The organism is Citrobacter sedlakii, from assembly GCF_018128425.1.
Lineage (GTDB): Bacteria > Pseudomonadota > Gammaproteobacteria > Enterobacterales > Enterobacteriaceae > Citrobacter_A > Citrobacter_A sedlakii.
In genome coordinates, this window is the sequence record NZ_CP071070.1 from 240256 (window position 1) to 254401 (window position 14146).

Below are 14146 nucleotides of genomic sequence, written 5' to 3' on the forward strand. Positions count from 1 at the left end.
AAACAGGACAGCGTTTATGACTAATCCTTTACTGACGCCCTTCGAGCTACCGCCGTTTTCCCAGATTCAGCCTGAGCATGTTGTTCCCGCCGTCACCAAAGCGCTGAACGACTGCCGTGAAAATGTGGAACGTGTGGTCGCGCAGGGCGCGCCGTACACCTGGGAAAATCTGTGTCAGCCGCTTGCCGAAGTTGATGATGTGCTGGGTCGCATTTTTTCGCCGGTCAGCCACCTGAACTCGGTGAAAAACAGCCCGGAACTGCGCGAAGCCTACGAGCAAACGCTGCCGCTGCTGTCTGAATACAGCACCTGGGTAGGGCAACATGAAGGACTGTACAAAGCGTACCGCGACCTGCGCGACGGCGATCATTACGCCACTCTGAACACCGCGCAGAAAAAAGCGGTAGATAACGCCCTGCGTGATTTCGAGCTGTCCGGCATCGGCTTGCCGAAAGATAAACAACAACGCTACGGTGAAATCGCCACCCGTCTGTCCGAACTGGGCAACCAGTACAGCAACAATGTCCTCGACGCCACCATGGGCTGGACGAAGCTAATTACCGATGAAGCGGAGCTGGCGGGTATGCCGGAAAGCGCGCTGGCGGCGGCGAAAGCCCAGGCCGAAGCGAAAGAACAGGACGGTTACCTGCTGACGCTGGATATTCCGAGCTATTTGCCGGTGATGACCTACTGCGACAACCAGACGCTGCGTGAAGAGATGTACCGCGCCTACAGCACCCGCGCTTCTGATCAGGGGCCAAACGCCGGAAAGTGGGACAACAGCCCGGTGATGGCGGAAATCCTCGCCCTGCGTCACGAACTGGCGCAACTGCTTGGCTTTGACAGCTACGCGGATAAATCCCTCGCCACTAAAATGGCAGAAAACCCACAGCAGGTGCTCGACTTCCTGACGGATCTGGCGAAACGCGCCCGTCCACAGGGCGAAAAAGAGCTGGCGCAACTGCGCGCCTTTGCCAAAGCGGAGTTTGGCGTTGATGAACTGCAGCCGTGGGACATCGCGTACTACAGCGAGAAGCAGAAACAGCATCTGTACAGCATCAGCGACGAGCAACTGCGTCCTTACTTCCCGGAAAACAAAGCCGTTAATGGCCTGTTTGAAGTGGTGAAACGCATTTACGGCATCACCGCTAAAGAGCGCAACGACGTGGACACCTGGCATCCGGACGTGCGTTTCTTCGAGCTGTATGATGAGAAAAACGTGCTGCGCGGCAGCTTCTACCTCGACCTGTACGCCCGCGAAAACAAACGCGGCGGGGCGTGGATGGACGACTGTGTCGGCCAGATGCGTAAAGCGGATGGTTCCCTGCAAAAACCGGTCGCCTATCTGACCTGTAACTTCAACCGTCCGGTGAACGGCAAACCTGCGCTGTTTACCCACGATGAAGTGATTACCCTGTTCCATGAGTTCGGTCACGGCCTGCATCACATGCTGACCCGTATTGAAACTGCCGGAGTTTCGGGGATTAGCGGCGTACCGTGGGATGCGGTCGAGCTGCCAAGCCAGTTTATGGAAAACTGGTGCTGGGAGCCGGACGCGCTGGCGTTCATCTCCGGTCACTTTGAGACCGGCGAGCCGCTGCCGAAAGCACTGCTGGATAAAATGCTGGCGGCGAAGAATTATCAGGCGGCGCTGTTCATCCTGCGCCAGCTGGAGTTCGGCCTGTTCGACTTCCGCCTGCATGCGGAATTTGACCCGCAGCAGGGGGCAAAGATCCTTGAAACGCTGGCAGAGATCAAAAAGCAGGTGGCCGTGGTGCCATCACCGCACTGGGGCCGCTTCCCGCACGCGTTTAGCCACATCTTCGCCGGCGGGTATGCGGCGGGGTATTACAGCTACCTGTGGGCCGACGTGCTGGCGGCAGATGCCTACTCCCGCTTTGAAGAAGAGGGGATTTTCAACCGCGAAACCGGACAGTCGTTCCTTGATAACATCCTGACCCGTGGCGGTTCTGAAGAGCCGATGGAGCTGTTCAAACGCTTCCGTGGCCGCGAGCCGCAGCTGGACGCAATGCTGGAACATTACGGGATAAAAGGCTAATCCCGACGTGAAAATCTGCTTAGTTAATGAAACAGGCGCCGGAGACGGCGCCTTATCTGTTCTGGCGTCCCGCTGGGGACTGGAGCACGATGAAGACAACCTGATGGCGCTGGTGATGACTGCCGCGCATCTGGAACTACGTAAGCGCGACGAACCCAAACTGGGCGGTATCTTCGTTGATTTTGTTGGCGGGGCGATGGCGCATCGGCGTAAGTTTGGCGGCGGTCGCGGCGAAGCGGTAGCGAAAGCGGTCGGCATTAAAGGCGACTATCTGCCCGACGTTGTTGACGCCACGGCGGGGTTAGGACGCGATGCGTTTGTGCTGGCCTCGGTGGGCTGCCGCGTGCGGATGCTGGAGCGTAACCCGGTGGTGGCGGCCTTACTCGACGATGGCCTGACACGCGCCTATGCCGATCCGGAGATTGGCGGCTGGTTACAGGAACGCTTACAGTTGATCCACGCCTCCAGCCTGTCGGCGCTGACGGACATCACGCCACGTCCGCAAGTGGTCTATCTCGACCCGATGTTTCCTCATAAGCAGAAAAGCGCGCTGGTGAAAAAAGAGATGCGGGTGTTTCAGTCGCTGGTGGGGCCGGATTTAGACGCCGACGGTCTGCTGGAACCGGCGCGCCAGCTCGCCACGAAACGTGTGGTGGTCAAGCGCCCGGATTATGCGCCGCCTCTGGCGAATGTCGCCACGCCCAACGCGGTGGTGACCAAAGGGCATCGGTTTGATATTTATCCCGGGACGCCGTAGTCGTAATGGCCCGATGGCGCGACGCTTATTGTGCCTACGGAAAACATGTTATGCCGTCTTGAAAAGGCTAACCATTTCCGGGTTACGTTCAATTACGCGAAGTACTTTTAGGCAGGTCCCGGTGGGTATACGCCTGTTCTGTTCCCATGCCTGCACCAGCGATGAGGAGACGCCAATCGCCTGTGCAAATTCATCCTGCTTCATGTTCGCTTGCTTACGTATGGCTTTGACGTCAGGGAGTTCATAGCGTGTTACCTGGGCTGCGGATTTTTTACCCTGACTGATTTCCACGGCTTCGGTAGCGGACTCCATCAGCTCTTTAAAGAAATCACTCATAATGAGCCCTCTTTTAATTGATGAATGATCGCCTTGAGCGCATTTTTTTCTTCACCGCTCAGACTGTCTTTCCTGCTCTTAGGATAAGCCATAAAAAGCCAGATACGACCTTCACTGTTGTGAAAATAGTAAATAGTACGGATGCTGCCGCTTTTACCCTTATTGCTGTTACTTGGCGAAAAACGTACTTTCCGGCAACCGCCTGTTCCCTGGATTAAATCCCCTTCAAGGGGGTTGATGATCAACATTTCCTGGAACGCCCGGTAGTCATCTTCAGACAGCAGCGCTTCCCTTTGCCGGGAAAATACGGACGTTTCGATAAACTCAATATAATTCATGGTCAGGTTCGTCCATGATGACCTGTTTTGTTTGAATTATACTCTTACAATGTAAGAGTATAAAGGCAAAAACGCACCATCCGCTTTTGGCGGCAAAACGATGAAGCGCCTTCAGGTCGGATAAGGCGAGACTGCCCTCCGGCACAAGCAGTACGGTTACTTCTCGCTGTCCGGCGTATTGATCATCCGGTTCAGCCACGGCACCATCAGCGCCATCACCACCGTTACGCCCAGCGTCACCAGTCCGATTTTACTGAATACCCCGGTATAAATGGGCAGCGTCAGTAGCGGGTCGGTGATATTTTCCGGCACGGCGGTAAAGGTGGCCACGTAGCCGCCCAGCAGAAACGCCGCGGCCTGCGTCAGGAACCACATCCCCAGAATAAAGCCCATCAGGTGCTGCGGCACCAGCGCCGCGACCATCGCCAGCCCCAACGCGCTGATCAGCAGTTCGCCCAGACTCTGGAACAAATACACCAGTACGATAAACCACGGCGACGTCAGCCCCTGCGCGTCGGCAAACCACATGCCTGCGGCGGCGGCGGTTAAAAAGCCCAGCGAGCATAAAAACATCCCGAGGGTAAATTTCATTGGCATCGTCAGGTCTTTGCCTTTGCTGCCCAGACGGGTGTAGATCGCCGCCAGTACCGGGCTGGCGACGACTACCCAGAACGGGTTCAGCGCCTGGAAACTCACCGGGTTAATGGTGAGGCCGAGGATCTCATGGTGGACGTTATTAATGGCGAAAAAGTTCAGCGAGGTTGGCATCTGTGCGTAAAGAATGTAAAACAGCACCGCTTCAAGCATCAGGATGAACGCCACGAACATTTTGTTGCGCCCGGTTTTATCCAGCTTAAACGCCTGGCGGAAAAAGATAATTGTCACCGCGATGGACAGAACGATCAGCACCAGGTTGGCGACCTGTACGTTATGCATCAACCAGGCGCAGAGGAAAATCATCGCCACTGTGCCAATCAGCACAGACAGCAGATTCCGCATACTGAGCGGCCGATGGTCCGGCTCGGAGCCAATATTCTTTACCATCCCCCGGCAGGCGAAATAGACCAGCAGCGCGACAATCAGCCCCGCGCCGCACAGGTTATAGGTGACGGCATAGCCAAACTTTTCCGCAATCACGGGCGCCAGGGAAAGCGACAGCAGCGAACCGATGTTGATCGACATGTAAAACAGGGTGAAAGCGCCATCCAGACGCGGATCTTTCGGGGGATAACATTTCGAAAGCAGGCTCGCCGGGTTGGCTTTAAATAAGCCGTTGCCGACAGCGATGGTTCCGAGTGCGATAAATATCAGGTCGGGCTTCAGTAACGACATCCCGGTCATGAAGTAGCCGATTGCCAGTACAATCGCCCCCAGCACCAGCGTTCGCTTAGTGCCAAGCAGGTGATCGCCCACGTAACCGCCAATGGAGATCAGGCCGTAGACCAGCGCAGCGAAGGCGCCAAAGGTGATAAAGGCCTGTTCCTGCGAGAAGCCAAGCTGTTTGACGAAGAAAACGGCCAGGATGCCCTGAACGCCGTAATAGCCGAATCGTTCCCATAATTCGACAAAAAAGATCATGAAGAAGGGGCGGGGTTGTTGTAGCAAACCCGTCGGTGCAGATGTGTTCATATTTTTTCGCCTTTCGATGCCATCCCAAAAAGTATGACGCGTAAAACAAAACGCGCCGAAAATGTATGACTCTGTTATAGACTGCGGTCATTAACCGAATGAGTAGATTATTATACAGATAGATTTCAATCTAATTAGCCGATCACACTAATTATGTTTTGTGGGCTGGAATGATGTCCTGAGGGAGAAATAAAAACGCCCGCAAAAGCGGGCGTGGGATCTGGCAGGGAAAACTTACTCTTCTTCGTCGCGCAGAGGAACGATCAGCATGTCAACGTGAACGGTGTTGATCAACTGGCGCGCTGAAGACATCAGCTTGCTCCAGAAGTCCTGATGATGACCACATACCACCAGGTCCATGTCGTATTTCTTAATCGCGTCGACCAGCACCTGGCCCAGGTCGCCGCTACCGCTCAGGGTTTCAGTGATAGGGTAGCCTGCGTTGGTGGAAAGCTCGGTCAGCGCATGGTGAGTTTCTTCAGAAATGCGCTTTTGCATATCGCCCAGATTAACGTCAATCAGGCCGGTATAAAGGTCAGAGTAGTTTACATCTACGTGGATCAGGGAAACTTTTGCGTTGTACGGGCGCGCCATAGAGACCGCTTTTTCTACCAGCACTTTACTTTCCGGAGAAAGATCAACTGCGATGAGAATGTGTTTGTAAGCCATAGTATTACTCCTTCCATAAAGTTGTCGATGACCAGCCAGCTGGCGTTTCTTGTGCCGTCGCGTCACCCGCGTCCTGCGAACTATGCGATTTTGTCTACGCGGGGCCAGCTCAGCCGCGATGAATTGTTGAGACGATCCTTACAGTATAGCGACCAGGATAATCCGTCAATCCGCCTTGCTTACCAGTTAGTTAAACAAATTTTTGCGTTAATTGCATTGATAGTGATTAACCTTCTGGCAAAAAAATTAACTGATCTCCTACACTATTAATAAAGCCGCTCGGATTTTATGCACCATCGTGGGCGGTTTCGTCGTACTCTTTCATTGAACTGTCTGGCAAGTTTGGGGAGCGGTAGTCCCGGAGAGGATCTCCGTGGGCGGGTCGCCGGGGAGGTCGTATGATAAGCACCGTCGCATTGTTCTGGGCGTTATGTGTCGTATGCATTGTTAATATGGCGCGCTATTTCTCATCGTTACGCGCACTGTTAGTGGTACTTCGTGGTTGCGATCCTTTGCTTTACCAGTATGTGGATGGGGGCGGCTTTTTTACCTCGCACGGCCAGCCCAACAAGCAGGTGCGGCTGGTGTGGTATATCTACGCCCAGCGTTACCGCGATCACCATGATGATGAATTCATTCGCCGCTGTGAGCGGGTGCGCGGTCAGTTTATTCTGACCAGCGCGCTGTGCGGCCTGGTGGTCATCAGCCTTATCGCGTTGATGATTTGGCACTGAGCAAAAAAAAGCGGGCCAGTTTCCTGACCCGCCCGATACGGTTTACTTCGCATCCCCTTACCTGAAAGCGCTTCGCTTACCGGGCCAGAGTGCTTCGTTTATCTGTAGGCCGGATAAGGCGTTGCCGCCCTCCGGCACAGTGATGTTTAAATCAGCTTCAGCGAGATCCAGTACAGCGTACCGGAAAGCAGGATCGCGGCTGGCAGCGTGAAGACCCACGCCATCAGAATGCTGGTTACCGTTTTACGCTGCAAACCGCCGCCGTCAACCACCATCGTCCCCGCCACAGAGGAGGAGAGTACGTGGGTGGTGGAAACCGGCATACCGGTATAGCTGGCCAGACCGATAGAGACAGCCGCCGTCATCTGCGCGGACATCCCCTGTGCATAGGTCATGCCTTTCTTGCCAATCTTTTCACCGATAGTGGTCGCCACACGGCGCCAGCCGATCATGGTACCAATACCCAGCGCCAGCGCGACCGCCATGATGATCCAGACAGGCGCATACTCAATGGTGCTCAGCATATCGGTTTTCAGTTTTTTCAGCAGACGCTGGTCGTCTGTGCTCACGCCTGGCAGCTTCGTCACCTTATCAGTGGTGTCGGAGATGCACAGCATGATGCGACGCAGCTGGCTACGTTGCTCAACGCTCAGTTTGTCATAGCTTTCCACGTTGTTCGCCAGCATGGCCTTCGCACGCTCAAGCGCGTTGATGGTGTTTGCCGGGTGGCAGTGGAATTCCGTTGGCTGGGTGGCGACCGGTTCCGGGGAAGGAATCAACTGGTCGACGCCTGTCACTTTTTTCAGCAGGTCAGGGTGCTGCTGGAAGTAAGTTTCGACGTTATTGATCGCATCGCGGGTACGGGTAATTTCATAACCTGAGGCGTTCATATTCACCACGAAACCCGCCGGAGCGACGCCAATCAGAACCAGCATCACCAGACCAATGCCTTTCTGACCATCGTTCGCGCCGTGAGAGAACGCCACGCCGATAGCGGAAAGAATCAGGGCGATACGGGTCCAGAACGGCGGCTTTTTCTTACCGTCTTTCTTTTCACGTTCCGCTGGCGTCAAGTGGATACGGGCGCGCTTTTTGGTACCGCTCCAGTAACGACGCAGAATGAAAATCAGGCCGCCCGCGACCACCAGACCGACGATCGGCGAGACGATAAGCGAAGCAAAAATGCCGATAACTTTCGGGATGTTGAGCGCGTCGACAACTGACGTGCCGGTCATCAGGGCATTGGTTAAACCGATACCGATAATCGCGCCAATCAGCGTGTGGGAACTGGATGCGGGCAAGCCAAAGTACCAGGTACCGAGGTTCCAGATGATCGCCGCAAGCAGCATGGAGAAGACCATCGCAAGTCCATGCGTGGAGCCCATGTTGAGTAGCAGGTCCGTTGGCAGCATATGCACGATGGCATAGGCTACGCTGAGTCCGCCCAGCAGCACACCTAAGAAGTTGAACAGCGCAGCCATCACCACCGCCAGCTGCGAACGCATCGCGCGGGTGTAGATAACGGTTGCGACTGCGTTGGCTGTATCATGGAAGCCATTGATCGCTTCGTAGAACAGCACAAAAGCCAGAGCAAGTAACAATAAAAGCCCGGTATGTAAATCCAGGCCAGCAAACAAATGTAGCATAGGACGTTACGCCATCTTGAGGACATGAACGCGGCGCATTATCAGTGACTTTGGCGGCGCGGGCAAAGTGAAATATAGACTTTTTTTGATTTAACGTCGGCATCCTGAGCTGCCTCTAAAGAATTATCTTATAGATTTCAGACAAATACTCCTTACTGAGGATTTTGGCGCTGGTGCGACCACTTAGATAACTTTACAATTCACGCCCGGTTTTGAGAGAGGAACGCAAAGTGGAAAGGTTTGATGCCGTTATTATAGGCGCTGGCGCGGCAGGTATGTTTTGTGCGGCGCAGGCAGGACAGGCGGGGTGCCGGGTGCTGCTTATCGATAACGGTAAGAAACCGGGTCGCAAGATCCTCATGTCCGGCGGCGGGCGCTGCAACTTTACTAACCTTTATGTTGAGCCTGCGGCCTATTTGAGCGAAAACCCGCATTTTTGCAAATCGGCGCTGGCGCGCTATACCCAGTGGGATTTCATCGATCTGGTCGGCAAGTACGGCATCGCATGGCACGAAAAAACGCTCGGACAGCTTTTTTGTGATGACTCTGCGCAGCAAATCGTCGACATGCTGGTGGCCGAATGTGAAAAAGGCAATGTTACCCTGCGGTTACGCAGCGAAGTGCTGAGCGTGACGCGGGACAACGACGGTTATACGCTGGCGCTGAATGGCATGAACGTTGGCGCAAAAAAACTGGTGATCGCCTCTGGCGGGCTGTCGATGCCGGGACTGGGCGCCACGCCGTTCGGTTATAAAATTGCCGAACAGTTTGGCCTGAAGGTGTTGCCGACGCGTGCAGGTCTGGTGCCTTTCACCCTGCATAAACCCCTGCTGGAGCAGCTTCAGGTGCTTTCCGGCGTTTCTGTGCCGTCAGTCATTACCGCCGAGGACGGCACCGTCTTTCGCGAAAATTTGCTGTTCACTCATCGCGGTCTGTCAGGCCCGGCTGTTTTACAGATATCCAGCTTCTGGCAACCTGGCGAATTTGTTACCATTAATTTGCTGCCGGATGCCGACCCCGACGCTTTCTTAAACGAGCAGCGCAGCGCACACCCCAATCAAAGCCTGAAAAATACGCTGGCGATGCTCCTGCCGAAGCGGCTGGTGGAATGTTTGCAGCAGCTTGGGCAAATCCCCGACGTTTCGCTTAAGCAGCTTAACGCGCGTGAGCAGCAGACGCTGGTCGACACCCTCACCGCGTGGCGTATACAGCCAAATGGCACTGAAGGTTACCGCACGGCGGAAGTGACGCTAGGCGGCGTCGATACCAACGAACTGTCATCGCGCACGATGGAGGCTCGTAACGTACCGGGGCTCTACTTCATTGGTGAAGTGATGGACGTGACCGGCTGGCTGGGCGGCTACAACTTCCAGTGGGCGTGGTCGAGCGCCTGGGCCTGCGCGCAGGATTTAACGTTGTCCGAGGACAATAAAGTTGTACACAAAGCACTAAAGTTGTAACCATTCTCAAAAAACGACGCTAATGTTGTATACTTACTGAATGTGTGGTTATAGGGTTGGAGACTATAAAATGCACATATAGGTACGTATCAATGTCGTTTTTAGGGTACGATCATGGCTAGGGGTAGGCGTCTCAAATCCTATTTGGATTATGAAAATGCGCTAGGTGACGGCATAGGAGTGGGCTATGGCCAAAGTTATCAGCCCTGGCTTAGAGCTCAGGACGTTAAATCCCGTGGAAACCGTTCGATAGTCTTTGGCCTTAAGACGTTTCGAAACCATCATCTCCTTTCTTCTGTCGAAAGTAACTTTTTCTATCTGGCTGAGTTTAATGACTCGGTGATTGATATCCGGGAACAATTCCCACTCTTTCCTCTCCGGCTTACCCAACAAATAGCAAATCATCTACATTTTCAACATCCTATGGTGAGGGGAGTAAGAGGAGTACCTGTCGAAGTTCTGAATGTTATGACAACCGATTTTTTACTGACCTTGAGAACTCCTGAAGGCGGACTTCGATACAAAGCTATAGCAGTAAAACATAACGAGAGCATACCTGAACGCGAAGCCCAAAAACTTGAAATAGAGAGGATGTTTTGGCAGTTGATTGATGTTGAGTTTCAAATTTATGTTGGCTCGGAACTCAATAACGTCGTCGGTAAAAACATTTGCTGGGCTACTTCTGTATTAAGAGATGGTTCTGAATTTTATGATAAATATCCTCTTGATAAAATCCTATGGAAGCTTAAACCAGATGTTTATCCCATAGTAGGACTACGTGCAATGATTTCATCAATCTTTGGGGTAGATGCACAAGAAGCGATGATGTTATTGCAGGCAATGATTGGATTAAAAATGATAAATGTTGATTTATCATATCCAATACTCGAAACCGGTCTGATAAAGATAATTTCCAATGACCACTATATAGGACTGAACGCAAATGGATATTATTAGGAATTCAGTCTGGCTCTCTCAAGGCACTGATTTGCTTGCAGAGGGACTTTACCGTGTTTTGGATTTTGACAGAAAGGTCGATTTGTTAATTTTGTTTAAAATAAAATCAGAAAGAACGGGTAAGCCAATCCCTTTCTCATTTTCAATGTTTAAATATTATATTGAATCAAATAGCATAACTTGTAAAGATTATATATATCCTTCATATATGTTAGTAGATGAGAAAGAATTAACAGATAAAGACAGAGGAAGGCGAGATGAAAATTACAATATCATTAAAGATCTTGTAGATGACAGAATGTTTCTGTTCGACTATGCATTACATAAAAAGTCGCACCTTTTAATGGATTACTCAAGAAATAAAAAAATATCACAATATACTATCAGAACGCTTCTGGCGTTGTATTGGCGACATGGGCAGGATATTTATGCATTGCTACCCGCATTCTCGAACTGTGGCGCCGCTGGGAAAAGTAGAATCAAACATGAAATTAAACTTGGGAATTCCAAAAAAAACAGAGCATTACCTAATGAACGATCACGTGTTTTCATTCTTAATGAAAGAGATATAAATAATATTAGAAAATCTCTCATTACGTATCATTATAAAGTTAACGGAGATACGATAAAGAAAACATTAGAGAGACATATTGATTTGTATTTTAGGGATGAAATTAAAACAGCAAACCTAGAAAATAGAGCTCCATATGTTCCTTCTTTAAAACAATTTTCATACTGGAATAAAAAACTCTTCACTAAAGATTTCTCGATAAATAAGAAGAACACGAAAAAAGAAATAGACCTCAAAATGCGGGCGCTTTTAGGTAGTGTGGCTAATACAACTGTTTTGCCGGGTGATGTTTTCGAAATAGACTCAACTGTCGCTGATGTACATCTTATTTCGAGTTTAAACAGACGAAAAGTCATTGGGCGTCCTACTATTTATACAGTGGTGGATCGTGCAACAAGAATGATTGTTGGCCTTCATGTTTCTTTATACCATGCTTCATGGCGAGCCGCCCGACAAGCGTTAGCAAATTGCTTTATGCCAAAAAAAGAATATTGTAGATTATTTGGAATCTCTATTACTGATGATGATTGGCCTTGTTCTCACATTCCATTAACATTGATGTGTGACAACGGGGAGATGATTGGTCTTAAACCTCAGGAAGAGATGACCCCCCTGACAAAACTTGAGTTTGCGCCAGTCGGTAGAGGCGACAGAAAAAGCATTGTTGAACGCTGTTTCGGCATTCTGAATGATGAGGTTATTCATAGGCTTATTGGAACAACACGAAGGGGAAAGATTGTTAAAGGAGAGCCAACACCGCAATCCAGGGCTTGTTTAACGATTCAGGAGGTCACGTCTTTACTGATTCGGGAGATACTTGCACATAATCAGAGAACGTATGAGGAACTGGCTTATATCAATCCCTTACTGATTGAAAATGATCTCGTAATATCACCAAAAAATAGTTGGATGATAAGCTTAAAGCACGGGAGATTCAGCGCAAGAGCCGTTGGGGCCGACGAAGTGATCGCACGATTGTTAATCCCTGTGAACGCTAACATTACCGCCGGTGGGATTCAGTACAATAATCTTTTTTATGAATGTGATCCTGAAATTGCATCAGGTGTCAGAGTATTTGGAAGAACCACTTGTGAAGCAAGAATAGATGACAATTGCGTAGATTATATATATGTAAGATTTGACAAAAATAGCATTTTCAAAAAACATTACCTACTTAAGAAAAGAGATGTATTTAAAGGGAAAGCTCATCTTGATACAGATGTAATGGCTGATTGGGTAGATACTCAAAAAGAAATTAATTTATTTACTCTGGATTCGCTCAGCAATATCAATAATAAAGATGAATTTAACAGGAAAGGTAACGAAAGATTAAATGAAATATACGAATCTCGCCGGGTACATGGTAAAGATATTAAAAAGAACAGGAAAAATGAACTTGATTCATTAGGGCGAACTCATGTTGCTAATGGAAGATCTGAACCCCTACTTCCTTCATCCAGTAATGTTCTGCTTTTGCCTGGCCGGGAGGAGAAACAAAGATGGTTAAAAGGTAAGAAGAAGACTGAGGACGCAGAATAATGAATCTTATACGGCGCGTTTCAGCGATATATAAAGAACAGGAGTTACCTGAGTATCGTGGCAATCCCTTAATTGAAGCACTTCCTGAAGCGCTTACGGAAGATGAAGTACTTCTGGAAATGAGTTATTTCCCCGAAATTGACGAAAAAATCCGCTGGACTGCCCCGGCGAATGTTAGAGAGCAGTATGTCGAACGTATAAAGAAATTCCGTTGCCCTCAAACCAATCTTATCCAGGCTTATAAGATGATCTTACGGGCACTTAGGGAAAGCTATGCAGCTCGTAATCCTTTAAAAAGCGGAACAATTCAATATCTTCATTACTATGGAAATGAGCGTCCTGATATTGGGCCTGAAAGTGGATATTTTAAATCCCAGGCTGAAACTATTACGATAGTTGGAATGAGTGGTTCTGGAAAAACTACCATGATTGAGCAAGTCATGGATCATTTCCCTCAGATTATAGAACACAGCAGCTATAAAGGAGTTTTTCCCGGCTTCAGTAAGCAAATTGTATGGGTAAAGATTAATTGTCCATACAATTCAAGTGTGAGAGACCTTTGTGAAGAGATTTTACAAAAATTAGATGATGCAATTGGTATTGAACGAACTACACCTGAGATTAGAAATGGTGCTCTGGCTCGCCAGATTGCACAAAGAATTAAATCATCATTTTTGGGTATCCTTGTTATTGATGAAATGCAGAGGCTTAAATTTTCAAGAACCGGGGGTGAGAGTAAGTTGATTGATTTTTTACATGAAATTGTAGATTCCATGGGGGTATCTATGGTTTTTTGTGGAAATCATCCTTTTGACGAGACGCTGACAAAGAAAATGAGAATTGCCAGGCGGGCAGAGTCTGGTGGTTACATGAAAATTAAGAATGTTAGATACGATTCACAAGACTGGCAATCGTTTATTCATTATTTATGGCCATTACAATGGACAAATGTTGAAACTCCATTAAATGATGAGTTAAACGAAAAATTATTCATTTTATCTAAAGGCAATATTGGATTGGCTCAGATGATTTATCGGGGGGCACAATTAAAGGTTATCGGTAGCGGCAATGAAATCATCACTGGCGCAGTCTTGTCGGCCTCTGTACCGGTACTCGTGAGTCATACGGAGGAATATAAGGATACTCCACTCCCGGGGGCCGCGACTGAAGATGAGGAAGCTAAATGGCTCTCTGCATCTAATGAGGGTGATGCTTCGGCTAAAATCATGGCAGAGAAGTCCCTAAAGTCTTTGATCCCTGGGGATATAGACAGGCCACAGCACAAGGAATTCGTAGGAAAAATAGACGAGGTTTTGCGCAATTTCGACGAGAAAATACTGTCTCTTGACCACGATCTTGTTATCAACAGAACAGCTGAAAAGAAAAATACCTACGATGCTCTTCAGCGTTGCGGGCTTATAAATATAGATCCACTTAATAAATTGTAATGA

General features: G+C 49.6%; 12 protein-coding genes. 7 read left to right on the forward strand and 5 right to left on the reverse strand.

Annotated features, from left to right (window positions below):
- Positions 1-16 precede the first annotated feature (16 nt).
- Together prlC and rsmJ are read left to right on the forward strand one after the other, a co-directional pair.
- Entirely contained in the window at positions 17-2059 is a 2043-nt protein-coding gene (gene prlC / locus JY391_RS01115) for an oligopeptidase A (protein ID WP_042286700.1), read from the forward strand.
- A gap of 7 nt (positions 2060-2066) precedes the next feature.
- The gene (gene rsmJ / locus JY391_RS01120; RefSeq protein WP_211935109.1) at positions 2067-2816 is read left to right on the forward strand and encodes a 16S rRNA (guanine(1516)-N(2))-methyltransferase RsmJ; all 750 of its coding nucleotides are present in this window, start codon (positions 2067-2069) and stop codon (positions 2814-2816) included.
- A gap of 48 nt (positions 2817-2864) precedes the next feature.
- On the opposite strand, the gene nadS is transcribed toward rsmJ, so the two are convergent.
- From nadS to uspA, 4 genes are all read right to left on the reverse strand, one after another.
- On the reverse strand, positions 2865-3152 hold the full coding sequence (gene nadS, locus JY391_RS01125; protein WP_211935110.1) for a NadS family protein: 288 nt from the start codon (positions 3150-3152) through the stop codon (positions 2865-2867).
- A complete protein-coding gene (locus JY391_RS01130) occupies positions 3149-3490 on the reverse strand; it encodes a type II toxin-antitoxin system RelE/ParE family toxin (RefSeq protein ID WP_211935111.1) in 342 nt (113 codons plus the stop codon). The genes nadS and JY391_RS01130 overlap by 4 nt, the downstream gene beginning before the upstream one ends.
- A 156-nt stretch (positions 3491-3646) precedes the next feature.
- Positions 3647-5119, reverse strand: coding sequence for a dipeptide/tripeptide permease DtpB (dtpB, locus tag JY391_RS01135; protein ID WP_211935112.1), 1473 nt, complete (start codon positions 5117-5119; stop codon positions 3647-3649).
- A 234-nt stretch (positions 5120-5353) separates the two neighbouring features.
- Positions 5354-5788, reverse strand: a complete 435-nt coding sequence (gene uspA, locus JY391_RS01140; RefSeq protein ID WP_000323571.1) for a universal stress protein UspA — start codon at positions 5786-5788, stop codon at positions 5354-5356.
- A gap of 398 nt (positions 5789-6186) precedes the next feature.
- Between uspA and uspB the strand changes: the two genes are divergently transcribed.
- Positions 6187-6522: a universal stress protein UspB gene (uspB, locus tag JY391_RS01145; protein WP_042286682.1), complete on the forward strand. Its 336-nt coding sequence runs from the start codon at positions 6187-6189 to the stop codon at positions 6520-6522.
- A gap of 146 nt (positions 6523-6668) precedes the next feature.
- Here the strand turns inward: uspB and pitA are convergent, their stop codons facing one another.
- Complete coding sequence (pitA, locus tag JY391_RS01150) at positions 6669-8168, reverse strand: inorganic phosphate transporter PitA (protein WP_042286680.1); 1500 nt, start codon at positions 8166-8168, stop codon at positions 6669-6671.
- 230 nt (positions 8169-8398) lie between these two features.
- Between pitA and JY391_RS01155 the strand changes: the two genes are divergently transcribed.
- The 4 genes from JY391_RS01155 (at position 8399) to JY391_RS01170 (ending at position 14143) form a co-directional block, all read left to right on the forward strand.
- Positions 8399-9628 (forward strand): BaiN/RdsA family NAD(P)/FAD-dependent oxidoreductase, encoded by a 1230-nt coding sequence (locus JY391_RS01155; RefSeq protein ID WP_211935113.1) that lies wholly within the window; start codon positions 8399-8401, stop codon positions 9626-9628.
- 114 nt (positions 9629-9742) lie between these two features.
- The gene (locus JY391_RS01160) at positions 9743-10585 is read left to right on the forward strand and encodes a TnsA endonuclease N-terminal domain-containing protein (protein ID WP_000090707.1); all 843 of its coding nucleotides are present in this window, start codon (positions 9743-9745) and stop codon (positions 10583-10585) included.
- Positions 10572-12695: a TnsB C-terminal domain-containing protein gene (locus JY391_RS01165; protein ID WP_000351437.1), complete on the forward strand. Its 2124-nt coding sequence runs from the start codon at positions 10572-10574 to the stop codon at positions 12693-12695. The genes JY391_RS01160 and JY391_RS01165 overlap by 14 nt, the downstream gene beginning before the upstream one ends.
- Positions 12695-14143: an ATP-binding protein gene (locus tag JY391_RS01170; protein WP_211935114.1), complete on the forward strand. Its 1449-nt coding sequence runs from the start codon at positions 12695-12697 to the stop codon at positions 14141-14143. The genes JY391_RS01165 and JY391_RS01170 overlap by 1 nt, the downstream gene beginning before the upstream one ends.
- Positions 14144-14146: the final 3 nt, after the last annotated feature.